Genomic DNA, 22583 nt, shown 5'->3' with positions numbered 1-22583 from the left:
CCGCATGGCCCGTCACATCGTCGCGACCACTTCGGAGATCCCGCCCGGCGGCAACAAGGTCGTCGAGATCGCCGGCCGCGACATCGTCGTGTTCCACGTCAATGGCGAGTTCTTCGCGCTGCTGAACCGCTGCCCGCACGAGGGCGCGCCGCTGGAGAAGGCCGCCTGCGTGGCGCGGCTGACCTCGCCCGAGCCCGGCGTCTATGAACGATCACGCGTCGGCGAGATGCTGCGCTGTCCCTGGCACGGCTGGGAGTTCGACATGCGCAACGGCCAGTCCTGGTTCGATCCGAAACGCGTCAAGATCCGGTCATATCCGGTCGCGGTGGAGCGCGGCGAGGAATTGCAGAAGGGCCCCTATGTTGCCGAGACGTTTCCGGTGCATGTCGAAGACAGCTACGTGATTGTCGAGGTGTGACACACCCCCGTCATTCCGGGGCGCGCGAAGCGCGAGCTATGGTGCGCGGTTGCGCACCTGAGGTCTGGTCCTGCGGACCATCCCGGAATGACGGATCTCGCATTGTGATTTCAAAGCAGGTGCGATATGGCTCTCGCGCTTTCAGAGGCGGAGATGAGCTTTGTCGAAACAATCCCTGCGTGAGGAGGCCGAGCGCCTGATCCGCGAATCGATGGAAAAGAAGACCATCGTCGTCAAGCAGGGCTCGACCCGCATCGAGGCGGTCTGCGGCAAGTGCGGCGCGCCGAACCGGGTACAGGCGGAAAAAGGCCAGACCCGCGTCAAGTTCGCCTGCAAGAATTGCGGGCACAAGCAAGAGACGCTCTAACTCCTCATCCTGAGGAGCCCGCCGAAAGCGGGCGTCTCGAAGGATCGAGGCCCGAGACGGGCCTGCATGGTTCGAGACGCGCGCAAGGGCGCGCTCCTCACCATGAGGGTCAAATAGTCAGTCGCCCGTCACAAACCTCTTGAACGCATCCGCATAGTCCGGGTGCCAGCGCGACAGCGGCGGGCGGTTCTCGACGATGTCGCCGGCGGCCCAGAGCATGCGCTTTTCGTCCAGCGCGCGCGGCACGTCATTATCGGGACACAGGATGTAGAAGTCGCCGGCCTCCAGCCGTGCCAGCATGAAATCCACGGTCTGCTCCGGCGTCCAGGCGCCGGCCGGCTTTTCGGTGCGGCCCTTCGCGGTCAGGCCGGTGAAGACGAAGCCGGGAATCAGCAAATGCGCGGTGATGTGGCAATCGCTGGTATTGCGCAGCTCGTGCTGGAGCGCTTCCGTGAAGGCCTTCACGCCGGCCTTCGACACATTGTAGGCGGGATCGCCCGGCGGGGTCGTGATGCCCTGCTTGGAGCCGGTGTTGATGATGAGACCGGCCCTGCCGCGCGCGATCATGTTGGGTGCGAAGATGCGGGAGCCGTTGATGATGCCCCACATGTTGACGCCGATGATGCGCTGCCAATGGTCCGGCTCGCCGAACAGCGTGCTGCCGGGCTGGATCCCGGCATTGTTCATGAGGACGTCGGTGCCGCCGTAATGCGCGCCCACGGCGCGTTCCAGTTCCATCAGGCTTTCGGCACGGCTGACATCGACCGCGAACGTCATCACATGTGTGGCAGACGTGACGGATGACAGTTTTGTTGCGGCCTCCGCCAGCCGCGCCTCGTCGACATCAGCGACGCACACCTTCATGCCGGCCCGCGCGAAGGCCATGGCGGCGGCAAATCCGATGCCGGACGCGCCGCCGGTGATGACGGCAACATTGTCTTTGACGATGGCAGGATGTGGCATGGCTCGTCTCCGCGGGAAGGGGCTCGCTCGAGCTATAACATGGCGCTGGCGCGACCCTGCACAAGTCGGCATGGGAGGTCTTCGTTTCACGCCGCCTTTACGCCCCTCCGGCACCGCTGTATTCTTCCCGACCTAACGGTCCCACCGAGATCGAACCAATCAATGACCTGACAGGGAGTGCAGCCATGGCTGTGTCGCAGGCTATTCCGATCACGCGCCACCCGTTCGCCAACGGGTCCTACAAGCAGATGCTGATCGACGGAAAGTGGGTCGACGCCGCCTCCGGCAAGCGCTTCGAGACCCGCAATCCCGCAACCGGCGAGCTGCTGGCAACGGTCGCCGAGGGCGACAAGGAAGACATCGACCGCGCGGTCGCCGCCGCCCGCCGCGCCTTCGAAGGCCCGTGGAGCAAGGTCAAACCGTTCGAGCGGCAGAACCTGCTGCTCAGGCTCGCCGACCTCGTCGAGAAGAACTTTGACGAATTGTCGCAGCTCGACACGCTCGATATGGGTGCGCCGCTCAGCCGCACCCGCGCCTATCGCCTGCGCGCCATCGGCATGCTGCGCTACTATGCCGGTCAGACCACCGCGATCCACGGCGAGACCATCGAGAACTCGCTGCCGGGCGAAATCTTCTCCTATACGCTGAAGGAGCCGATTGGCGTCGTCGGCGCCATCATTCCGTGGAACGGCCCGCTCTCCGCGACGATCTGGAAGATTGGGCCTGCGATCGCGACCGGCTGCACCGTGGTGCTCAAGCCCGCGGAGGAAGCGCCGTTGACCTCGCTGCGCATCGCCGAGCTTGCGATGGAGGCCGGCATTCCGCCCGGCGTCGTCAACGTCGTGCCCGGCTATGGCGAGACCGCGGGCGCCGCGCTTGCTTCACACCACGACGTCGACAAGGTCGCCTTCACCGGCTCGCATGTCACGGGCCAGTCGATCATTCGTGCCTCGGCCGGCAACCTCAAGCGCGTCTCGCTCGAGCTCGGCGGCAAGTCGCCGGACATCGTATTTGCCGATGCCGATCTCGACGCCGCCGTGCCGGGCGCGGCGATGGCGGTTTTCGCCAATTCGGGGCAGATCTGCAGCGCCGGCACGCGGCTGTTCGTCGAGCAGGCGATCTACGAGGAATTCGTCGGCCGCGTTGCCGAGTTCGGCAAGAAGCTGCAGGTCGGCAACGGCCTCGATCCCAACGTGCAGATCGGCCCGCTGGTCTCCGAGCAGCAGCTCGATCGCGTCACCGGTTATCTCGACATCGGCCAGAAGGAAGGTGCACGCGCGCTCGCCGGCGGCGGCCGCGTCACCGAAGGCGCGCTGTCGAAGGGCTTCTTCGTCTCGCCGACGGTGTTCGCGGGCGTCCAGGACAACATGCGCATCGCACAGGAGGAGATCTTCGGTCCCGTGATCTCCGCGATCGCGTTCAAGGACATGGACGAGCTGGTCAAGCGCGCCAACAACACCACCTTCGGCCTCGGTTCCGGCCTGTGGACGCGCGACGTCACCAAGGCTCATGCGGTGGCGAAAAGGCTGCGCGCCGGCTCGGTGTGGGTGAACTGCTACCAGGCGATGGACCCTGCCGTGCCGTTCGGCGGCTACAAGATGAGCGGCTATGGCCGCGAGTCCGGCAAGCAGCACGTCGAGGAATATCTCAACGTGAAGGCCGTCTGGATCAAGACGGCGTAACATCTATTCCTTCCCGCATTCCGCGAGAGGGAATATCTATTTTTGCAGGGGCGGCGCCTTTTCGCGGGGCCGCCCCTCACTATAAGATCCGCATCCTTCCATAGAAAGTCGGTGTCAGCATGAAATTCGAGGCGTTGTTCAAGCCGTTGCAGGTCGGTCCGTACAAGCTCGCGCATCGCGTCGCGATGGCGCCGTTGACGCGCATGCGCGCCGAGCGCGAGAGCTTTTCGCCGCGGCCGCTCAACGCCGAATATTACGGCCAGCGCGCGACGAAGGGTGGCCTGCTGATCGCCGAAGCTTCGCCGGTGCTCTCGCACGGCCGCGGCAACCCGGCGACGCCGGGCATCTATACGGAGGCGCAGATCGCCGGCTGGCGCAAGGTGACGGATGCCGTGCACGCCAAGGGCGGCATCATCTTCCTCCAGCTCTGGCATGTCGGCCGCGTCTCGCATTCCTCCTTTCATGGCGGTGAGCTGCCGGTCTCGGCCTCGGCGATTGCCATCAAGGCCGAGGGCATGAAGGCCATGACCGCCGACGGCAAGATCGCCGATTACGAGACGCCGCGCGCGCTGGAGACGGAGCAGGTCGAGGGCATCGTCGAGGCTTTCAGGCAGGGCGCGAAGAACGCGCTGGCTGCCGGCTTCGACGGCGTCGAGATCCACGGCGCCAATGGCTATCTGCTCGAGCAATTCCTGCAATCGCGCAGCAACCGGCGCACGGATCAATATGGCGGATCGATCGAGAACCGTGCGCGGCTGCTGCTCGAGGTCACGCAGGCCGCGATCGACGTCTGGGGCGCGAACCGCGTCGCCGTGCGGCTGTCTCCGCATGGCATCGCCAATGATTCCGGCGAGCCCGATCCGATGCCGCTCTACACGCACGTGGTGAAGGCGCTCGACAAGCTGGGTCTCGCCTATCTGCATGTCATCGAGCCGCGCTCCAGCGGCGCCGGCCGCGCCGACGTCCACTGGGAGAACGTGCCTTCCGCCATGGTGCTGTTCCGCCCGCTCTACAGCGGCGTGCTGATGACCGCCGGCGGCTTCACCGGCGAGAGCGCGAACGCGGCGATCGTCGACGGCCATGCCGACATCATCGCCTTCGGCCGCATCTTCATCTCCAATCCGGACCTGCCGCGGCGCCTGGAGCATGATTATCCGATCACGCCGTACAACCGCGCCACGTTCTACGGCGGCGAGGAGAAGGGGTATACGGATTATCCGGTGTATGACGAGCTGACGCCGGCGTAGCCGTTCTTCGTAGCCCGGATGGAGCGTAGCGAAATCCGGGTTCGCACCCCGCCGATAGACTTCCCCGGATTGCGCTTCGCTCATCCGGGCTACGGGACTATCGTTCAGGCTCCGACCGCCACCACAAATTCCGTCATTGCGAGCGCAGCGAAGCAATCCAGAATCTTTCCGCGGAGGCAGCCTGGACTGCTTCGCTGCGCTCGCAATGACGATGGAGAAAGCTACCATGGCCAAAGCCGCCGCCGCCGCAGGCATCGCCACCGGCCAATGCCTCTGCGGCAAGGTCGCCTTCGAGATCGACGTCCCCGCGCGCTGGGCCTGGCATGATCACTCCGCCGGTAGCCGGCGTGCCCACGGCGCGGCCTACGCGACCTATGTCGGAAGCTGGAAGAAGCGCTTTCGCATCACCTCCGGCAAGACTGCGCTGACCCGTTACGAGGACAAGGCCACCAAGACCGCCCGCAGCTTCTGCTCGCATTGCGGCACACCGATCGCCTATGAGCGCCCGCGCGGGCCGCACATGGTCAACATCCCCCGCGCCCTGTTTAGGGAGCGTACCGGCCGCCAGCCGCTCTATCACATCGCGATCGAGGAGCTGCAGGAATGGGCCTATACCGGCGAGCCCCTGGTGCCGCTGAAGGGTTTTCCCGGCGTGGTGTGGCAGCGCTCGAAAAAGAAGAAGCGCGCGGGCGGTGAGGACCCGTTCGAACTGGGGCGGGAGGAGATGTAGCCCTTGCTGTTCGCTCCGCTCTCGTGTCCCGGACGCGCAGCAGCGTGAAACGCTGCTGCGCAGAGCCGGGACCCATGCAGCAGCGAGCCCGGCGCGAATCTAGGTCCCGGCTCTGCGCCGCAACGTTGCACGTTGCGTCGCGTCCGGGACACGAGAGCGCGGTTTGCCTCTCCCGCGCAACGCAGCCATGACCGCGCTTTCTTGCGCGGCTCCCGCGATTTCGGCCATCATGCCTCCGTCCTTGCGGCAACGTCCGCTCCTGGAGGAAACATGAAGAACAAGATCACCGGCCGCTCCGCCTTTCTCGCGCTGCTCAAGGACGAGGGCATCACGCACCTGTTCGGCAATCCCGGCACCACCGAGCTGCCGATCATGCATGCGCTGAAGGACCATCCCGATCTCACCTATGTGATGGCGATGCAGGAGAGCCTGGTGGTCGCGATCGCCGACGGCTACAGCCGCGCCTCGGGAAAGCTGGTTGCCTGCAACGTCCATGTCGCGCCCGGGCTCGGGAACGCCATGGGCTCGCTCTACAACGCCCAGTTCACGGGCACGCCGATGATCCTGACCGCGGGGCAGCAGGAGCAGGGCCACGGTCTGATGGAGCCGGTGCTGTATGGTCCGCTGGTGCGCATGGCCGAGCCGCTGGTGAAATGGGCGGTCGAGGTGACGCGGCTGGAGGATCTGCCGCGCATCGTGCGCCGCGCCGCCAAGGTCGCGATGACGCCGCCGACCGGACCGGTGTTCATCTCGCTGCCCGGCGACATCCTGAACAGTGAAGCGGGGATCGACCTCGGCCGCTCCACGCGCATCGACACCCGCGTAAAGCCGTCGGATGAGGCGCTGAAGGCCTTTGCCGCACGGCTGCTGAAGGCCGAGCGCCCGGTGATCGTCACCATGGACGAGGTGGTCAAGAGCGATGCGCTCAAGGAGGCTGCTGAACTGGCCGAGCTGCTCGGCGCGGCCGCCTACCAATCCTCGACGCCCTATGGCGCGCACTTCCTCTCGGAGAGTCCGAGCTTCGTCGGCACGCTCGCGCGCGTGCAGAAGGCGGCGCGCGATACGCTCGCGCCTTACGATCTCCTGATTGCACTGGGTGGCGATCCCTTGCGGATGTCTGTTTATAGCGAGGTCGACGCGCTGCCTGATGGGCTCGGCATCGTGCAGATCGGCCTCGCTGATTGGGAGATCGCCAAAAACTACGGCGCCGAGATCGCGCTGAAGGCGGATCTGAAGGAGACGCTGCGCGCGCTAATCCCGGTGCTGAAGGAGATGGGCGGTGCAACGCTGGCGAGCCGCGCGAAAGACCGCCTCGCCGAGCTCGCGCCGAAGAACTGGAGCGCGCGCCGCGCCGCTTTGGTCGAGCAGATCGGCAAGAGTGCGGGCCGCAACCCGATCGATCCGGACTATCTGGTGCTGCAAATGGTCGAAGCCATGCCCGACCATGCCATCCTCGTCGATGAAGGACTCACCTCCAGCCGTCAGGTCACGGCCCTGCGCCCGCATCGCGACCGCTACGGCTATCACGGCCTTGCTTCCGGCGGCATCGGCTGGGGCCTGCCGGCCTCCGTCGGCGTCAGCATCGCCAATCCGGATCGTCCCGTCGTGTGCTTCTCCGGCGACGGCAGCGCGATGTATTCGATCCAGTCGCTGTGGACGGCGGCGCATCACAAGCTGCCGCTCAACGTCGTCATCGCCAACAATGGCGGCTACCGCATCATCAAGCAGCGCCTGCTCGCCTTCCATGGCGACGACAATTACGTCGGCATGGATTTTGTGAATCCGCCCGTCGATTTCACCGGCCTCGCCAAGGCGCTGGGCTGCGAGGCGATCAAGGTCAGCGATGTCAGCGAGCTGAAGGCGACGCTGGCGTCGGCGTTCAGCCGGCCGGGGACGAAGCTGATCGAGGTGATGGTGGACGGGAAGGTGTAGGCAGCTGTTTCCACCGTCATTGCGAGCGCAGCGAAGCAATCCAGACTGCCGCCGCGGAAGGACTCTGGATTGCTTCGCTTCGCTCGCAATGACGTTGCGGCAGCGTCCTCCCACTCATCTCCGTCACCCTGAGGTGCCGGAGCGAAGCGGAGGCCTCGAAGGGCGACGGCCCGGCTGCATCGGGGCCGCTCATCCTTCGAGGCGCGAAGGGCGCGCACCTCGGGATGACGGAACTTACAGCGTAGGGCGTTAGCCTGCCTTCTTCCCCACCCGATACCCCGCCGCCGGATGCGGCGCATCCAGCCTCGCACGGCCGCCGCCGAACAGCTTCTCCCGCAGTGTGCCCTTGGCGTACTCGCTCTTGTACCGCCCGCGCCGCGTCAGTTCCGGCACCAGCATGTCGGCGATGTCCTCGAAATCGCCGGGCGAGATCGCGAAGGCGACGTTCAGGCCGTCGACGTCGGTCTTCTCGAGCCAGTCCTCGATCTTGTCCGCGACCATCTCCGGCGTGCCGACCACGACCGGACCGGCGCCGCCGATGCCGACATGCTCGATGACGTCGCGCACGGTCCAGATCCGATCGGGGTCGGCGCGGGTGACATTGTCCATCGCGCTGCGGCCGGCATCGTTCTGGACGTGGCGCACCTGCTGGTCGAGATCGTAGCCGGAGAAATCGACGCCGGTCCAACCCGACATCAGCGCCAGCGCCCCTTCGGGGCTGATATGGCGGCGATAGTCGGCGTATTTCTCCTTCGCCTCGGCTTCCGTCCGCCCCAAGATGATCGTCATCATCGAGAACATCAGGATTTCGGCCGGGTTGCGGCCGAGCGCGGCAGCCTCCTGGCGGATCGCGGAGACGCGCGGCGCGATCACCTTGGCCGACGGCCCCGACATGAACACGCATTCGGCGTGACGCGCGGCGAACTGCCGGCCGCGCGGCGAGGTGCCGGCCTGGTACAGCACAGGCGTGCGCTGCGGCGACGGCTCGCTGAGGTGAATGGTGTTGTTGATGCGGTAGTTCGCGCCCTCATGATTGACGCGATGAACTTTTGCGGGATCGGTGAAGATGCCGCGCGCCCGGTCGCGCAGCACGGCGTCGTCTTCCCAGCTGCCTTCCCAGAGCTTGTACACGACGTCCATATATTCGTCGGCAATGTCGTAGCGGTCGTCGTGTCCGGTCTGCTTGTCCTTGCCGGCGCCGCGCGCGGCGCTGTCGAGATAGCCGGTGACGACGTTCCAGCCGATCCGTCCCTCGGTGAGGTGATCCAGCGTCGACATCCGCCGCGCGAACGGGTAGGGCGGCTCGAACGACAGATTGCTGGTGACGCCGAAGCCCAGATTCTTCGTCACGGCCGCCATCGCCGACAGCAGCAGCAGCGGCTCGTTCGACGGCGTCTGCGCTGCATTGCGCAAGGCTGCGTCAGGGCTGTTGCCATAGACGTCATAGACCCCGAGCACGTCGGCCAGGAACAGCCCGTCGAAGCGGCCGCGTTCCAGCGTTTTGGCAAGATCGATCCAATAGGGCAGGCGATTATATTCGGCGGTGCGGTCGCGCGGATGGGTCCACAGGCCCGGTGACTGGTGTGCGACGCAATTCATCGCAAAAGCGTTGAGCCTGATCTCTTTGGCCATGCTGGTCCCTCGGCGCCCTGTACTGAGCGCTCTTCGAATGATAGATGTGCGCCCCAACTTGGCGAAGTTCTTGCATATAACTTGCGCTTGGCAAGGCCAAAATCAGCAGCGCTGCTGCCCTTGGCAAGCCAATCTCAAGAGAGCAAGAACGAAATCGCAAGAGAACTACAAGCGAACTACAAGAACTATCGAAATCCCCGCCACTTTCGAAGGCCTGCCCGTGTCGGGTAAGGTTCTTCGCCTCAAAGCCTCGAAAAAGTCATGACCAGAGCCGACGCCATCGCCCGCGCCCGCGACGATTTCAAATCCGGTGCGTTCCTCGCTGAACTCGACCGCCGCGTCGCCTACAAGACCGAGAGCCAGAATCCGTCGCGTGGCCCAGAGCTGCGCGCCTATCTGGAACAGGAGATGCAGCCGGCTTTCGCCGCGCTCGACTTCACCAGCCGCATCGTCGAATCCCCGAGCGGCAAGGCGCCGTTCCTGTTCGCCGAGCATCACGAGAGCGCCTCGCTGCCGACAGTGCTGGTCTATGGCCATGGCGACGTCGTCGACGGCATGGAAGGCGAGTGGCGCGAGGGCCGCGATCCCTGGCGCACGACGGTTTCGGGCACGCGGCTCTATGGCCGCGGCACCGCCGACAACAAGGGCCAGCACAGCATCAACATGGCGGCGCTGCGCGCGGTGCGCGATGCCCGCGGCGGCAAGCTCGGTTTCAACGCCAAGTTCATCGTCGAGATGGGCGAGGAGATCGGCTCGCCCGATCTCGGCAAGGTTTGCGACCTCAATCGCGACGCGCTCAAGGCCGATCTGTTCATGGCCTCCGACGGCCCGCGCTTGTCCGCCGACCGTCCGACGCTGTTCCTCGGCTGCCGTGGCGGCATCCGCATCCATCTCGACGTGAACTTGCGTGATGGCGGTCATCATTCTGGCAATTGGGGCGGCGTGCTCGCCAACCCCGCGACCATCCTCGTCAACGCGATCTCGACGCTGGTCGACGGCCACGGCCGCCTCCAGCTCGAGGCCCTGAAGCCGCCGCGGCTCACCAACCAGATCCGCAGTTATCTTGCGGACGTCGAGGTGGTGCCGACCGCCGACGAGCCGGCGCTCGCGGAGAACTGGGGCGAGGAGGGGTTGTCGGCGGCCGAGCGGCTCTATGCCTGGAACACGCTGGAAGTGCTGGCGATGTCCTCGGGCAATATCGAGAAGCCGGCCAATGCCATTCCCGGCCACGCCAATGCCGTGCTGCAACTGCGTTTCGTGGTCGGCACCAAGATCGACGGTCTGATCGACGCCATCCGCGCACATCTGGTCGCAAAGGGCTTTCCGATGGTCGAGGTGCGGGCGGCGCAAAGCTTTGCTGCATCGCGCACCGATTTCGACAGCCCCTGGATCAAATGGGCGGCGGATTCGGTGCAGGAGACCACCGGCAAGGCGCCGGCGGTTTTGCCGAATTTCGGCGGCTCGCTGCCCAACGACGTCTTTTCCGAGATCCTGGGCCTGCCGACGATCTGGGTCCCGCACTCCTATCCCGGCTGCTCCCAGCATGCGCCCAATGAGCACATCCTGCTGCCATTGACTGAAGAGGCCTTGACGGTGATGGCCGGGCTGTTCTGGGATCTCGGGGAATTGCCAAAGCCACTCGCCTGAGCCGTTAACCTGAGCCGTCATTCCAGCCGAAAGTCACATTCTAATCCGGCCCGATTTGTGCTTGCATCCGGCCGCATCATCCTGAAAGGGGAAGAAAAAAGTGAAACATTTCCGTCACATCGGGCTCGTGCTCGCCGCGACCTTCGCCGTCAGCCAGGCCGGGGCCCAGGAGCTGACCGGCACGCTGAAGAACATCAAGGACACCGGCGCCATCACGCTGGGCTTCCGCGACTCCTCGATCCCGTTCTCCTATCTGGACGACAACCAGAAGCCGGTCGGGTTCGCGATGGACATCTGCTACAAGATCGTCGACGCCGTGAAGAAGGAGCTCAAGCTCGACAAGCTCGAGGTCAAGCTCAACCCGGTGACGTCCGCGACGCGTATCCCGCTGATGGCCAACGGCACCATCGACCTCGAATGCGGCTCGACCACCAACAATGCCGAGCGCCAGAAGCAGGTCGCCTTCACCAACACCCACTTCCTGACCGCCAGCCGCTACGTCTTCAAGAAGTCGAGCGGCCTGAAGTCGATCGATGACCTCAAGGGCAAGACGGTGGTCTCGACCGCCGGCACCACCAACATCAAGCAGCTCACCGAAGCCAACGTCGCCAAGGGCCTCGGCGCCAACATCATCCCGGCCAAGGACCACGCTGAAGCCTTCCTGATGGTCGAGACCGACCGCGCGGTCGCCTTCGTCATGGACGACATCCTGCTCGCCAGCCTCGTCGCCGGCTCGAAGTCGCCGGATGACTATGCGATCTCCAAGGACGCGTTCTCCAAGCCCGAGCCCTACGGCATCATGCTGCGCAAGGACGACGCGCCGTTCAAGAAGGTGGTCGATGCGGCAACCGCTGCGGTCTATACCTCCGGCGAGGGCGAGAAGATCTACGCCAAGTGGTTCACGACCAAGATCCCGCCGAAGGGGCTGAACCTGAACACGCCGATCTCTTCCGAACTGAAGAATGAGTTCGCCAAGCCGACGGACTCGCCGAACCCGGACGATTACAAGTAAGATGCTGTTTCCCTCTCCCCGCAAGCGGGGAGAGGGAAGAAATTCCAGCCACTCTGGAGGGGGTGGCCGGACATTTGCATAGGCGCCCGGACAACCATGATGGGCGCGTTCGCGCGGGGGACACGTGAACTACCACTGGAACTGGGGAATTTTCTTCGAGCCGAACCCGATGGGGACCGGCACCTATCTCGACATGCTGCTGTCGGGGCTGGTGCTGACCATCAAGACGGCGCTGCTCGCCTGGATCATCGCGCTGATCTTCGGCTCGATCGTCGGCGTCATGCGCACGCTGCCGTCGCGGGGCGCCTACTGGTTCGGCTTCTGCTGGGTCGAGTTCTTCCGCAACATGCCGCTGCTGGTGCAGCTCTTCCTGTGGTTCTTCGTGCTGCCGGAATTGCTGCCGAGGGCTGCCGGCCTGTGGCTGAAGCAATTGCCGAACGCGCCGTTCTGGACGGCGGCGATCGGCGTCGGCTTCTTCATGTCCGCGCGCGTTGCCGTGCAGTTGCAGGCGGGCATCGGTTCGCTGCCGCGAGGACAGAAGATGGCCGCGACCGCGCTCGGGCTCACCACCGTGCAGGGCTACCGTTACGTGCTGCTGCCGATGGCGTTCCGCATCATCCTGCCGCCGTTGACCTCCGAGTTCCTCAACACCATCAAGAACACGGCGGTCGCCATCACCATCGGCCTGATCGAGCTGACCGGACAGGCGCGCTCGATGCAGGAATTCTCGTTCCAGGTATTCGAGGCCTTCACGGCCGCGACCATCCTCTATCTCCTCGTCAACGCCGTCGTCGTGACCGCGATGCGCTTCCTCGAGCGCTACGTCGCGATCCCCGGCTACATCACGGGGAAATAGCGCCATGCTCGGGAGTTTCGATTTCGACGTCATCCGCCGGTCGCTGCCCTACCTGTTCTACGAGGGCATGACCTTCACGCTGACGCTGACCGCGCTCGCCGCGCTCGGCGGCCTGATCTTCGGCACGGCGATCGCCCTGATGCGGCTGTCCGGCTACAAGACCCTCGGGCGCATCGCCGGCCTCTATGTCGACTTCATGCGCTCGCTGCCGCTGGTGCTGGTGATCTTCTGGTTCTACTTCCTGGTGCCCTATATCGGGCAGTGGGTGACCGGCGCCTCGCGCCCGATCAGCGTCGGCGCGTTCGCGTCGTCGCTCATCACCTTCATCATGTTCGAGGCGGCGTATTTCTCCGAGATCATGCGCGCCGGCATCCAGTCGATCTCGCGCGGCCAGCCGGCCGCGGCGAGCGCGCTGGGCCTGAGCTACGCCCAGACCATGCGCTACGTCGTGCTGCCGCAGGCGTTCCGCAACATGCTCCCCGTGCTGCTGACCCAGACCATCGTGTTGTTCCAGGACACCTCGCTGGTCTACGTGCTGTCGATCCCAGACTTCCTGGGCGCGGCCAGCAAGGTCGCGCAGCGCGACGGGCGCCTCGTCGAAATGTATCTGTTCGCTGCCGTCGTCTACTTCACCATTTCCTGTATCGCGTCCTTCGGCGTTCGCCGCCTGCAGTCGCGCATCGCCATCATTCGATAGAGCGCATCGGTCATGATCGAAATCAGCCACGTCAATAAATGGTACAGCCCGACCTTCCAGGTGCTGACCGACTGTACCACCAGCGTCACCAAGGGCGAGGTCGTCGTGGTCTGCGGCCCCTCGGGCTCGGGCAAGTCGACGCTGATCAAGTGCGTCAACGCGCTGGAGCCGTTCCAGAGCGGCGACATCTCGGTCGACGGCACCAAGGTCAACGATCCCAAGACCAATCTGCCGAAGCTGCGCTCGCGCGTCGGCATGGTGTTCCAGCACTTCGAATTGTTCCCGCACCTCAAGATCATCGACAATCTCTGCCTCGCGCAGGAGAAGGTGCTTGGCCGCGGCCACGACAAGTCGGTCACCAAGGGCATGCAGCTCTTGGAGCGCGTCGGCCTGAAGGAGCAGGCGCAGAAATTCCCCGCGCAGCTCTCCGGCGGTCAGCAGCAGCGCGTTGCGATTGCGCGTGCGCTCGCGATGGATCCGATCGTCATGCTGTTCGACGAGCCGACCTCGGCGCTCGACCCTGAAATGGTCAGCGAGGTGCTGGACGTCATGGTCGACCTCGCCCGCGAAGGCATGACCATGATGGTCGTCACGCACGAGATGGGCTTCGCCCGCAAGGTCGCCAACCGCGTGATCTTCATGGACCGCGGCGAGATCGTCGAGGACGCCCCGAAGGATGATTTCTTCGGCAAGCCCCGCAGCGACCGCGCGCAGAAGTTCTTGTCGAAGATTCTGTCGCATTAACCGGTCGTCATCCCGGGGCGCGCGTAGCGCGAGCCCGGGATCCATACTCCCGATGGTGGTTATGGATTCCGGGCTCATTCGCTTTGCGAATGCCCCGGAATGACGAAACGAGGGGTGATCGACGCCCCCAACTGGCGTATAAGCGCGCCGATCCCCCTTCCCCTCCCAGGAGACCTGCCTTGGACCCGCTCGCCTATGTCAACGGCTCATTCGTCCCGCTCTCGGAAGCCAAGATCTCGGTTCTCGACCGCGGCTTCCTGTTCGCCGACGGCATCTACGAGGTCTCGGCCGTGCTGGACGGCAAGCTGGTCGACAATGCCTCGCATCTGGCGCGGCTGGAGCGGTCGGTCGGCGAGATCAGCTTGAGGCTGCCCGAGACGGTCGAGCGCATCACCGAGCTGCAGAAGGAGCTGATCGCGCGCAACAAGGTCACGAGCGGCCTCGTCTACCTCCAGGTCACGCGCGGCGCCGACAAGGGCCGCGACTTCCCCTTCCCGAAGGGTGACGTCAAGTCGAGCCTGGTGATGTTCACCTCGGAGAAGGACATCATCAACGCGCCCGTGGCAAAGACCGGCATCAACGTGATCACGGTGCCCGACATCCGCTGGGAGCGCCGCGACATCAAGAGCGTCGCGCTGCTGGCGCAGGTGCTGGCGAAGCAGGCTGCCGCGGAAGCCGGTGCGGGCGAGGCCTGGATGCTGCAGGACGGCTACGTCACCGAGGGCGGCTCGTCCACGGCGTTCATCCTGACCAGGGACGACGTCATTGTCACCCGCCAGAACTCCAACGCCATCCTGCCGGGCTGCACCCGCAAGGCCGTGATCGCGCTTGCCGAGGAGCGCCAGCTCCGCGTCGAGGAGCGTTCCTTCACCGTCGCCGAGGCGCTCGCCGCCAAGGAGGCGTTCATCACTAGCGCGTCCTCCTTCGTGCAGCCGGTGATCGCAGTCGACGGCAAGAAGATTGGCGATGGCAAGCCCGGCCCGATGGCGACGCGGCTGCGTGAGATCTATGTGGAGTTCGCCAAGGCGACGGCGGTTTAAGCGGCGTACGCAGCTGCCGTAGGGTGGGCAAAGGCGCACTTGCGCCGTGCCCACCATCTTTCCATGAATTAGAGAAGAGGTGGGCACGCTTCGCTTTGCCCACCCTACAAGACCGTCGTTGTGGTTAGCTCACGCCACCGACGCCTTCACCTTCACCGGATGCACGGCGCGGAACGCGATCGCGATCCTGTTCCAGGCATTGATCGCCCCGATCAGCATGGTCAGGTTCACCGTGTCCGCGTCGGAGAACTGCGCGCGAACCTGTTCGTAGACGTCATCAGGCGCGTGCGTCTCTGAGATCAGCGTCACGGCTTCGGTCCAGGCCAGCGCGGCGCGCTCGCGGTCGGAATAAAGCGGGGACTCGCGCCAGGCATTGAGCAGGTAGATGCGCTGCTCGGTCTCGCCGCGCTTGCGGGCGTCCTCGGTGTGCATGTTGATGCAGAAGGCGCAGCCGTTGATTTGCGAGGCCCGGATCTTGACCAGCTCGATCAGCGATTTCTCCAGACCCGTCGACTGGATCTGCTCTTCCAGCGCCAACAGTGCTTTGATCGTATCGGGCGCGGCCTGGTAGTAGTTCATGCGGGGCTTCATGGTCGTTCTCCTTCTCCTTGGTTGGGTCAGTGGGCTCCGCCGGCCGAGACCTGGCCGGGCTTCTTCAGAAAGAATACGGCGATGAGGGCGACGATCAGCGCCATGCCGAGCAGATAGAAGGTGTCGCTGAAGGCGAAGATATAGGCCTGCTTCTGCACGATATGGCCGATCGCAACATAGGCGCGGTGCGAGGCATCCGCACGGTCGAGGATGCCGTGATTGATGAAATATTGCGTCAGCTGTTCCAGCCGCGTGCGGGTGGCCTGCTCGAACACCGAGACCGACTGCATCAGCACGTTGGAGTGATATTGCTCTCGCTTGGTCAGCACTGTCTGGAGCAGCGCGATGCCGACGGCGCCGCCGAGATTGCGCATCATGTTGAACAGGCCGGAGGCGGAACCTGCATTCTCGGCTTCGATGCCGGCGGTTGCCACGGCCGACAACGGTGCCATCACCAGCGCCTGGCCGAAGGCGCGAACGACGTTGGGCCACAACAGCTGGTCGGCGGCGTAGTCGTTGGTCATATAGATGTTCATGAAGTTCGAGGCCGCGAACAGCACGAAGCCGATGCCGATGATGATCCGCGCGTCGAACTTCTGCATCAAGCGCGGCACCAGCGGGATCAGCAGGAGCTGCGGCAGCCCGGTCCAGGCCAGCACCATGCCGATCTGCTCGGCATTGTAGCCCTGAATCCGCGCCAGATATTGCGGCATGATGAACACCGAGCCGTACAGCGCGATGCCCAGCAGGAAGTTTGCCAGCATGCCGAAGCCGAAATTGCGGCGGGCGAGCAGGCGCAGGTTGAGCAGCGGCTTCTTCACGGTGAGCTCGATGACCAGGAAGGCGGCCAGCGCCACGGCTGCGATCACCGACAGCTTGACGATGAAAGGCGAGCCGAACCAGTCGTCCTTGTTGCCTTCTTCCAGCACGGTCTGCAGTGCGGAGAGGCCGATCGCCATGGTGATGATGCCGGCCCAGTCGCCCTCGCGCAGCAGCGCGAGCTTCATCGGCCTGGCCTCGAGCGCGTACCAGAGCATGCCGACCATGACCGCGCCGGGCACGAGGTTGACGTAGAAGATGTACTGCCAGCCGAAATTCTCGGTGAGATAGCCGCCGATGGTGGGTCCGATCGCGGGCGCGAACGTCGCCGACAGCGCGAACAGTGCGAGACCGACCGGCTGCTTGCCGCGCGGCAGCAGCGTGATGATCAGCGTGAAGGCCATCGGGATCAGCACGCCGCCGGTAAAACCCTGCACCGCGCGCAGCACGATCATCTGCGGCAGGTCCTGCGCCAGCGCGCAGGCGGCCGACAGAAGCAGGAACAGGACCGCATTGGTGAGCAGATAGGTGCGGATCGAGAACACCTGCGCCAGCCAGCCCGACAGCGGGATCACCACGATCTCGGCGATCAGATAGGAGGTCGAGATCCAGCCGCCGTCGTCGATGCCGGCGCCGATCGCGCCCTGGATGTCGGCGAGCGAGGCGTTGACGATCTGGATGTTCAGTACGGCCATGAAGGCGCCGAGCGTGGCGCCGATCACCGCGATCCAGGTTTTTGCAGAAACCGCCGGCGTCGTTGGCGCAACAGGGGCGGATTTGGTGGCGGCGGACGCAGCGTTGACGGTCGGTTGGAGCGTGCTCATGGAAGCCTCGTCTCGGGTACGGAGACAGGATGCGTCAGACGGGTGGTTTCGATAATCGAGGAAGTTCTGGAAGGATCATCCGGCAGGATTTGACAATCCCTCCGGCGCCTTCCTGCCTTCAGCTGCCGTTCGGCCGCGTCGCGTTGTCGGCGAGGCGCTTGGCCGTCTCGCGTTCGGCCAGCACCGTCGCCTTCGTGTCGACGGTCGGTACCGCCGACATGCCGGGCCGCAGCAGGCCGGTGAGGCTGTGGTCGTCGAGCACGATCTTTACAGGTACGCGCTGCACGATCTTGGTGAAGTTGCCGGTGGCGTTGTCGGGCGGCAGCAGCGCGAATTCGAGCCCGCTGGCCGGCGAAAGACTATCAACGTGGCCGTGCAGCGTTCGATTACGAAAACTGTCGACGTGCAGCTCGACCGGCTGGCCTGGCCGCACATGCGTCAGCTGCGTCTCCTTGAAGTTCGCGACGACATAAACCGCATCGAGCGGCACCACCGCCATCAATTGCGTGCCGGCCTGCACATATTGGCCGACGCGCAAGCTGCGGGCGCCGACGGTGCCGTCCACCGGCGCGGTGATCTCGGTATAGGACAGGTTCAACACCGCCTGCTGCGCGACCGCGCGGGCGCGTTCGAGCTGGGCGGTGGCCTGGGCGCGCTGGGTGGTGAGCACGTCGACCTTGCGCTGCGCGGCCACGAGGCCGGACTTCGCGTGCTGCAATTGCGCGTTGCTGGCGCGCAGCGCCGCGTCGGTCTGCTGTGCGCGCTGGATCGTGCCGGAGCCCGACTTCATGAGGTCGTCGTAGCGGACGCGCTCTTCTTGCGCGAATTTCAGATTGGCGTCCGCAGCCGCGACGTCGGCGGTGCTCTGTTCGATGACCGGCTGCTGCAGCTCGAGCTGAGCATCGATGTTGCGCACGGAGGCTTCGCCAGCGGCGACGTCGGCTCGGGCCTGGTCGAGCGCCGCCTTGAAGTCGCGGTCGTCGATCTTTGCGAGGAGCTGGCCAGCCTTGACCTTCTCGTTGTCGCCGACCAGCACCTTGGCGATGTAGCCGGAGACTTTTGGCGCGATGATCGTGGAGTCCGCCTTCACATAGGCGTCGTCCGTGGTCTCGAGATAGCGGCCGTAGGTCCAGTAATCGTGTCCGTAGTAGACCATGGTTGCCGTGCCTGCGAGGAGGGCGAGCACCAAGGCCGCGCGCCGGACCATGCTCCGGGCCGGGACAGCCGGCGGCGCCTTGGCGTAATCGCGAGTGATTTCAGTTGCTTGCTGGAAGGTCTCGGTGCGGGGCATCTCGGACATTGCGATCTCCTGTCGGCTCGCTGAGACTATCGGTCTTGCCGGCTCCGCTGATAATTGGGTAAATTCTGGAAGGATTATCCATTAGAGGTGGATAATCGGAGCCGTCGCCTTGGTTCGCATGTCTACCGGGCCAGGGCCGCGACTGCCCCAGAGCGATTGCCGCCTCTGTCGCGCGATTGCTGCTGATGCGTGCGTCCTCTTGCAGGCGAAGCTGCAGGGGGACGAGCTATGTATGCGAACGGATGATCCGGGGCGAATTTCCCGCGATTGTCGATCAGAAGCGGATAATCACGCGGCCATGGATCGATTGACCAGCCTCGAAGTGTTCAGCCGGGTGGTCGAGACCGGCGGCTTCTCCGCAGCAGCCCGCAAGCTCAACATGTCGACCACCATGGTGAGCAATCACGTCCAGGCACTGGAAGACCGGCTCGGGGTGAGGCTGCTTCACCGCACCACGCGCAAGGTCAACCTCACCGAGATCGGCAAGGCCTATTACGACCGCTGCGTCCAGATCCTCGCCGACATCGAACAGGCCGACGACATCGCGGGCGAATTGCAGTCGGTGCCCCGCGGCACGCTGCGCATTCACGTCGCCACCCATATGGTGCCGTTCGTGACGCCGGTGGTCGCAAAGCTCCTGTCGGCCTATCCGGAGCTCAAGATCGATCTGCGCATGGGCGAGGCCGATGTCGATCTCATCGAGGAAGGCTATGACGTTGCCCTGCGCATGACCCCGCCGCCGGATTCGAGCCTGATCGTGCGGAGCCTCGCCACCTGGCGTCACGTGCTGTGCTGTTCCCACGATTACATCGAGAAGCACGGCCGGGTGCAGAAGCTCGACGAGCTCGCCACGCATAATTGCGGTCGTCACCTGAACTATCCGTTTGGCGATGAATGGCGTTTCCTCGATCGCAAGGGTACGCCGGCGTCGGTGCGCGTCTCCGGCAGCTTCGTCACCAACAGCGGAGAAGCGCTGCGGAAGGTCGCGCTGGGGGGCGCTGCCGTCTGCCTGATGGCGGGGTTTCTCATTCAGGATGACCTCGAGGCCGGCCGTCTCGTGCGCCTGTTGCCGGAATATCGGACGGTCGAGCTGTCCATGAACGCGGTCTATCCGCACCGCCACCATCTGTCGGCGAAGGTCAGAACCTTCATCGACCTGCTCGTGCATCACAGCGCCGAGCAGCAGAAGCTGATCAACCCGTATTCGTGAAGTCGTTATGCCGCAGGTGTACGGCCGCCGGAAAGTTATGAGTTGACATCGCCGGGGTATCTGGAAAAATACAACCTAAGATATAGAAATTTGAGGCCGCTGCGGTGCGGCTCAATCCTGTTTGTTCGACGCGACGTTTCATTCGAGCCCGCTTTCCGGTCCTTCCGCTTCCAGTCACATCGAAAGACGGTGCGCCGGCAGCGCTCGATTGCCACAGAGCTCCGCAAGGCATTGGCGGCGACCATTGCGGTGCAAGCTGGATGACCTGACGATATCCGACCGCCGCTGATCCGAAGGAGGCGCCGATGACCATCGCGAGAACGGGGTGGATTGCAGCTTTGCTCCTCGGCCTCGTAGCGGCCGGCATCGCGGAGCCTGGTCGCGGCGCTGCCGACGACGCATGGCCGGTCAAGAACAAGCTGCTCGGCAAGGACGGAGACAAGTCCGAGGATGTCAGTGGCATCGCCTGCACCAAGCCGGACGGCTTCCCCCGTTCGTGCCTGGTCATCGACGACAACATCCAGGATGCCCAATTCGTCCAACTGACCGACGGCAAGCTCATTGCCGGCAGTTCGGTCAATCTGATCAAGAACACATTCAAGGACAAGGCGCTCGAGCTTGATGGGGAAGGCGTGGCCTTCTCCAACGGCTTCTATTACGTCATCGGCTCGCATGGGCATCCGCGGGACAAGGATCACAAGCTGAATCCCACGACAGATGCCGCCAAGATTCAGGCGAAGATTGCCGCAAGCAGCCAGATCGTCCGGTTCCGCACGACCGGCGAAGACGGCAATGCCTCGGACGTTCAGCCTACGCCGAGACTGAGGGACATCATTGCGAGCGAGCCTGCTCTTCTCCCCTTCATGGATCTGCGGCTGGAGACCAACGGCCTGACGATCGAAGGCGTGGCGATCAAGGACGATCGGACGCTGCTCGCGGGATTCCGGGGCCCCGTGCTGAACGGCAACTGCGCCCTCGTTCTGTCGGTCGAGGTGGCTACCCTGTTTGGCAACGGAAAAAGTTCGGACCATCGCCTGCACCGGCTTTCGCTCGGCGACGGGCGTGGCGTGCGCGATCTCGCGCCATTTGGCGAGCGTATTCTCGTCCTGGCAGGTCCGGTTGCGGACGGGCCCGGGGCCTATGCCGTTTTCGCGTGGGACGGCGCATCTGACTCGGTCGAGCTGTTGAAGGAATTGCCGTTTGACCCGAAGCGAAAGCCTGAGGGGCTCCTGCCGCTGGACAAGACGTCAACCGGACTGCGCGTCCTGATCGTGTTCGACGGCGACAAGGAAGGTGCGCCCACGCCGATCGAAATACCGGGATCGGGGCCGCGATCGTCATCCTGTCCCGCCGGCTAGGCGTTCGAAAGCCCACGCCTCACGGTTCCCGACCATGCTTCAGCAGGTCGGCGGCGGCAGCCGACCGAATACGCCGTCGAGCGCCATGCCGATCGCGAGCAGGCGGCGATCGCTTCCGGCCGGGCCGTCGAGCTCAAGTCCGATCGGCAATTTGCTGCTGGCGCCGAGCGCGATCGGGATCTGGATGCCGGGAATGCCCGCGTTGCTGCCGGGATCGGTGTTCTCAATGAACAGCCCGAAATTCTCGAGGGTGCTGGACTCCGGATTGGAGGGAATCGCAACGCGCGGCGTGGTCGGGAAGGCGATGGCGTCGAGCCGGTTGTCGGCAAAAGTCTTGCCGTACAGCGCCTGAAGCGCCGGCCGTGCGGTCTTGATCGCGGCGTCGTAGATCGGCCTGGCGTCAACCAGCGAGCCATCGGGAGCGGGCAGTTTGCGTGGGATCACGAGGCCATCATAGGTGCCCTTGACGTCGGCGCTGGCGATTGCCTCCGCCACTGCCTCGATGCTGAGGCCGGTGCCGGTGTGTGCGAGATAGGCGACCAGATCGTCATAGGCCTCGTACAGCGCGACGGGAAAGCTGACCTGTCCGTTGAGCTCTGCCAGTTTCGGTATCTCGATCTCGACGACCGTGACGCCCTGCACCTTCACTTTCGCGACGGCCGCCTGAAAGGCGGCGTCGGTGTCGGCATCGAGATTGGCCAGCATCGTCTTGGTGATGCCGATGCGGACCTGCGTCAGATCAGCCGGCGCAATCGCGTCGCCGCCCGCGATGACGCGATCGAGCAGCGCGACGTCGGCCATGGTTGCGGCCATCGGGCCTGCGGTATCGCGGGTGTGCGAGATCGGCGCGATGCCAGCTTGCGGATAACGGCCGACGGTCGGGCGCAGCGAGGCACATCCGTTCAGGGCAGCGGGCACCCGCACCGATCCGCCAGTGTCGGTGCCGAGCCCGCCCGCCACGATCCGCGCGCCGATCGCCGCGCCCGTACCCGACGAGGAGCCGCCGGCGATCAGGGCGCGATCATAGGCGTTGCGCACACCGAACTCGGTGCCGGTCTTGAACGCGGTGTTGTAGCCGGAGATGCCGAAGGCGAGCTCGTGCATGCTGGTCTTGCCGATGATGATCGCGCCCGCGGCGCGCAGCTTTGCCACGACAGGCGCATCAGCCTTCGGAATGTAATTCACGAGCGCGGGGGTGCCGGCACTGCAGGGCAGCCCGGCGACCTCGATATTGTCCTTGATCACGATGGGCACGCCGCCGAGCGGTTTTGCCTTATCACCCGTCGCGTCGAACGCCGCGGCGGCTTCCAAGGCACCTGCTTCGTCCAGCGTGACGAAGGCATTGAGCTCGGCGTTGGCCTTGGCGCGGGCCAGGGCCTCCCGGGTGAGCGCGGTGCTCGTGATTGTCCCGGCGCCGAGGGCGGCCGCGGCCTCGGTCAGTGTCAACTGGTCGAAATCCATGATGCGTCACCCGATTGCAGGGGGCCAGCAGGGCGCCCCTCGGGTTCAGAGGC

Annotated in this window: 20 protein-coding genes; 14 read left to right on the top strand and 6 right to left on the bottom strand. The window is 64.6% G+C overall.

Translation table 11 applies throughout. The features are described 5' to 3' along the window. The first annotated feature begins 4 nt into the window (after positions 1–4). Positions 5–418 carry a Rieske (2Fe-2S) protein gene (locus tag IQ16_RS24230; protein ID WP_026312907.1) on the top strand — a complete coding sequence of 138 codons (414 nt, stop codon included), beginning with the start codon at positions 5–7 and terminating at the stop codon, positions 416–418. A 160-nt stretch (positions 419–578) separates the two neighbouring features. Continuing rightward, the gene (locus tag IQ16_RS24225; protein ID WP_018648496.1) at positions 579–785 is read left to right on the top strand and encodes a hypothetical protein; all 207 of its coding nucleotides are present in this window, start codon (positions 579–581) and stop codon (positions 783–785) included. A 117-nt stretch (positions 786–902) separates the two neighbouring features. Here the strand turns inward: IQ16_RS24225 and IQ16_RS24220 are convergent, their stop codons facing one another. Further along, on the bottom strand, positions 903–1748 hold the full coding sequence (locus tag IQ16_RS24220; RefSeq protein ID WP_018648495.1) for an SDR family NAD(P)-dependent oxidoreductase: 846 nt from the start codon (positions 1746–1748) through the stop codon (positions 903–905). Positions 1749–1933: 185 nt separating this feature from the next. Here IQ16_RS24220 and IQ16_RS24215 point away from each other — a divergent pair, with 185 nt between their 5' ends. From IQ16_RS24215 to IQ16_RS24200, 4 genes are all read left to right on the top strand, one after another. Continuing rightward, a complete protein-coding gene (locus tag IQ16_RS24215) occupies positions 1934–3430 on the top strand; it encodes an aldehyde dehydrogenase family protein (protein WP_018648494.1) in 1497 nt (498 codons plus the stop codon). A 119-nt stretch (positions 3431–3549) separates the two neighbouring features. Next, complete coding sequence (locus IQ16_RS24210) at positions 3550–4677, top strand: alkene reductase (protein ID WP_018648493.1); 1128 nt, start codon at positions 3550–3552, stop codon at positions 4675–4677. A 226-nt stretch (positions 4678–4903) separates the two neighbouring features. Beyond that, complete coding sequence (locus IQ16_RS24205) at positions 4904–5407, top strand: GFA family protein (protein WP_018648492.1); 504 nt, start codon at positions 4904–4906, stop codon at positions 5405–5407. A 270-nt stretch (positions 5408–5677) separates the two neighbouring features. Next, positions 5678–7339 carry a thiamine pyrophosphate-binding protein gene (locus IQ16_RS24200; protein WP_018648491.1) on the top strand — a complete coding sequence of 554 codons (1662 nt, stop codon included), beginning with the start codon at positions 5678–5680 and terminating at the stop codon, positions 7337–7339. A 249-nt stretch (positions 7340–7588) separates the two neighbouring features. On the opposite strand, the gene IQ16_RS24195 is transcribed toward IQ16_RS24200, so the two are convergent. Continuing rightward, positions 7589–8971 (bottom strand): LLM class flavin-dependent oxidoreductase, encoded by a 1383-nt coding sequence (locus IQ16_RS24195; RefSeq protein WP_026312906.1) that lies wholly within the window; start codon positions 8969–8971, stop codon positions 7589–7591. Between the two features lie 261 nt (positions 8972–9232). On the opposite strand from IQ16_RS24195, the gene IQ16_RS24190 reads away from it, so the two are divergent. The 6 genes from IQ16_RS24190 to IQ16_RS24165 all read left to right on the top strand — a co-directional run bounded on the left by IQ16_RS24190 (position 9233) and on the right by IQ16_RS24165 (position 14967). Continuing rightward, positions 9233–10618, top strand: a complete 1386-nt coding sequence (locus tag IQ16_RS24190) for a M20 family metallopeptidase (RefSeq protein ID WP_018648489.1) — start codon at positions 9233–9235, stop codon at positions 10616–10618. Positions 10619–10718: 100 nt separating this feature from the next. Next, positions 10719–11630: an amino acid ABC transporter substrate-binding protein gene (locus IQ16_RS24185; protein ID WP_018648488.1), complete on the top strand. Its 912-nt coding sequence runs from the start codon at positions 10719–10721 to the stop codon at positions 11628–11630. A gap of 124 nt (positions 11631–11754) precedes the next feature. Next, the gene (locus IQ16_RS24180) at positions 11755–12486 is read left to right on the top strand and encodes an amino acid ABC transporter permease (RefSeq protein ID WP_018648487.1); all 732 of its coding nucleotides are present in this window, start codon (positions 11755–11757) and stop codon (positions 12484–12486) included. Positions 12487–12490: 4 nt separating this feature from the next. Beyond that, positions 12491–13183, top strand: a complete 693-nt coding sequence (locus tag IQ16_RS24175; protein WP_018648486.1) for an amino acid ABC transporter permease — start codon at positions 12491–12493, stop codon at positions 13181–13183. Positions 13184–13195: 12 nt separating this feature from the next. Next, the gene (locus IQ16_RS24170) at positions 13196–13927 is read left to right on the top strand and encodes an amino acid ABC transporter ATP-binding protein (RefSeq protein WP_018648485.1); all 732 of its coding nucleotides are present in this window, start codon (positions 13196–13198) and stop codon (positions 13925–13927) included. Between the two features lie 179 nt (positions 13928–14106). Next, complete coding sequence (locus tag IQ16_RS24165) at positions 14107–14967, top strand: D-amino-acid transaminase (RefSeq protein WP_018648484.1); 861 nt, start codon at positions 14107–14109, stop codon at positions 14965–14967. Between the two features lie 129 nt (positions 14968–15096). Here the strand turns inward: IQ16_RS24165 and IQ16_RS24160 are convergent, their stop codons facing one another. The 3 genes from IQ16_RS24160 to IQ16_RS24150 form a co-directional block, all read right to left on the bottom strand. After that, positions 15097–15558 (bottom strand): carboxymuconolactone decarboxylase family protein, encoded by a 462-nt coding sequence (locus IQ16_RS24160; RefSeq protein WP_018648483.1) that lies wholly within the window; start codon positions 15556–15558, stop codon positions 15097–15099. 26 nt (positions 15559–15584) lie between these two features. Then, positions 15585–17201 carry an MDR family MFS transporter gene (locus tag IQ16_RS24155; RefSeq protein ID WP_018648482.1) on the bottom strand — a complete coding sequence of 539 codons (1617 nt, stop codon included), beginning with the start codon at positions 17199–17201 and terminating at the stop codon, positions 15585–15587. A gap of 118 nt (positions 17202–17319) precedes the next feature. Further along, entirely contained in the window at positions 17320–18501 is a 1182-nt protein-coding gene (locus IQ16_RS24150) for an HlyD family secretion protein (protein ID WP_018648481.1), read from the bottom strand. Positions 18502–18799: 298 nt separating this feature from the next. Here IQ16_RS24150 and IQ16_RS24145 point away from each other — a divergent pair, with 298 nt between their 5' ends. Together IQ16_RS24145 and IQ16_RS24140 are read left to right on the top strand one after the other, a co-directional pair. Continuing rightward, complete coding sequence (locus tag IQ16_RS24145) at positions 18800–19711, top strand: LysR family transcriptional regulator (RefSeq protein WP_018648480.1); 912 nt, start codon at positions 18800–18802, stop codon at positions 19709–19711. 305 nt (positions 19712–20016) lie between these two features. Continuing rightward, positions 20017–21069: a DUF3616 domain-containing protein gene (locus tag IQ16_RS24140; protein WP_080648181.1), complete on the top strand. Its 1053-nt coding sequence runs from the start codon at positions 20017–20019 to the stop codon at positions 21067–21069. Positions 21070–21108: 39 nt separating this feature from the next. Here the strand turns inward: IQ16_RS24140 and iaaH are convergent, their stop codons facing one another. Further along, on the bottom strand, positions 21109–22530 hold the full coding sequence (gene iaaH / locus IQ16_RS24135) for an indoleacetamide hydrolase (RefSeq protein ID WP_018648478.1): 1422 nt from the start codon (positions 22528–22530) through the stop codon (positions 21109–21111). Positions 22531–22583: the final 53 nt, after the last annotated feature.

This window comes from Bradyrhizobium huanghuaihaiense, from assembly GCF_007830635.1.
Classification (GTDB): domain Bacteria; phylum Pseudomonadota; class Alphaproteobacteria; order Rhizobiales; family Xanthobacteraceae; genus Bradyrhizobium; species Bradyrhizobium huanghuaihaiense.
The sequence above is the reverse complement of the archived record's forward strand: the minus strand, read 5'-3'. Positions and strand labels throughout refer to the sequence as shown.

Coding starts and splice junctions, on each gene's coding strand:
- IQ16_RS24230 (WP_026312907.1), top strand. CDS start 5: ATGGCCCGTCACATCGTCGCGACCACTTCGGAGATCCCGCCCGGCGGC.
- IQ16_RS24220 (WP_018648495.1), bottom strand. CDS start 1,748: ATGCCACATCCTGCCATCGTCAAAGACAATGTTGCCGTCATCACCGGC.
- IQ16_RS24215 (WP_018648494.1), top strand. CDS start 1,934: ATGGCTGTGTCGCAGGCTATTCCGATCACGCGCCACCCGTTCGCCAAC.
- IQ16_RS24210 (WP_018648493.1), top strand. CDS start 3,550: ATGAAATTCGAGGCGTTGTTCAAGCCGTTGCAGGTCGGTCCGTACAAG.
- IQ16_RS24205 (WP_018648492.1), top strand. CDS start 4,904: ATGGCCAAAGCCGCCGCCGCCGCAGGCATCGCCACCGGCCAATGCCTC.
- IQ16_RS24200 (WP_018648491.1), top strand. CDS start 5,678: ATGAAGAACAAGATCACCGGCCGCTCCGCCTTTCTCGCGCTGCTCAAG.
- IQ16_RS24195 (WP_026312906.1), bottom strand. CDS start 8,971: ATGGCCAAAGAGATCAGGCTCAACGCTTTTGCGATGAATTGCGTCGCA.
- IQ16_RS24190 (WP_018648489.1), top strand. CDS start 9,233: ATGACCAGAGCCGACGCCATCGCCCGCGCCCGCGACGATTTCAAATCC.
- IQ16_RS24175 (WP_018648486.1), top strand. CDS start 12,491: ATGCTCGGGAGTTTCGATTTCGACGTCATCCGCCGGTCGCTGCCCTAC.
- IQ16_RS24170 (WP_018648485.1), top strand. CDS start 13,196: ATGATCGAAATCAGCCACGTCAATAAATGGTACAGCCCGACCTTCCAG.
- IQ16_RS24160 (WP_018648483.1), bottom strand. CDS start 15,558: ATGAAGCCCCGCATGAACTACTACCAGGCCGCGCCCGATACGATCAAA.
- IQ16_RS24155 (WP_018648482.1), bottom strand. CDS start 17,201: ATGAGCACGCTCCAACCGACCGTCAACGCTGCGTCCGCCGCCACCAAA.
- IQ16_RS24150 (WP_018648481.1), bottom strand. CDS start 18,501: ATGTCCGAGATGCCCCGCACCGAGACCTTCCAGCAAGCAACTGAAATC.
- IQ16_RS24145 (WP_018648480.1), top strand. CDS start 18,800: ATGGATCGATTGACCAGCCTCGAAGTGTTCAGCCGGGTGGTCGAGACC.
- IQ16_RS24140 (WP_080648181.1), top strand. CDS start 20,017: ATGACCATCGCGAGAACGGGGTGGATTGCAGCTTTGCTCCTCGGCCTC.
- iaaH (WP_018648478.1), bottom strand. CDS start 22,530: ATGGATTTCGACCAGTTGACACTGACCGAGGCCGCGGCCGCCCTCGGC.